The 533-nt window shown below is 45.6% G+C and carries 1 protein-coding gene; it reads right to left on the bottom strand.

All coding sequences use genetic code 11. The annotated features are described in order from the left end of the window. On the bottom strand, positions 1-533 hold a 533-nt coding region (locus ACS8FC_RS20555), incomplete at both ends, for an L-serine ammonia-lyase, iron-sulfur-dependent, subunit alpha (RefSeq protein WP_439298145.1).

The raw sequence follows: 533 nt of genomic DNA, 5'->3' as shown, positions 1-533 counted from the left end.
CGCCTTGGCAGCCGACTTCAGCACCAGAGATTGAGGCGTTTTGCTTGATTAGGCTACCGATAGCGGTGGCGTTCAATAAAAACTTGCGGACACCATCTTGGCTATAGTTAGGTAAAAAATCACGATAGTAGTGCAATACTGCAGGAATGATACCTGCTGCGCCATTGGTGGGTGCGGTCACGACTTTGCCGCCATTGGCGTTTTCTTCATTGACGGCGAGTGCGTATAAATCTACCCAATCCATAGCGGCTAATTTATCAGTTTTGGTGATAGGTTGGTCTTTTTCCGCAGACAGTTGCATATGCAAATCTTGTGCACGGCGTTTGACATCCAAGCCGCCTGGCAAAATACCACCATTCTCACAGCCTTGCTTAACGCAATCTTGCATAACCTCCCAAATGCTATCTAGGTAGGCAAATACTTCTTCTTTGTCATGAAAGTGGCATTCATTGGCCAGTACCAATTCGCTGATACTCAAATCATACTGACGACATTGTTCTAGTAGTTCTGCTGCATTATTAAAAGGATAAGGC

The organism is Psychrobacter sp. 1Y4, assembly GCF_051847555.1.
Note: the sequence above shows the minus strand (reverse complement) of the source record. Positions and strands in the feature narration are given on the sequence as shown.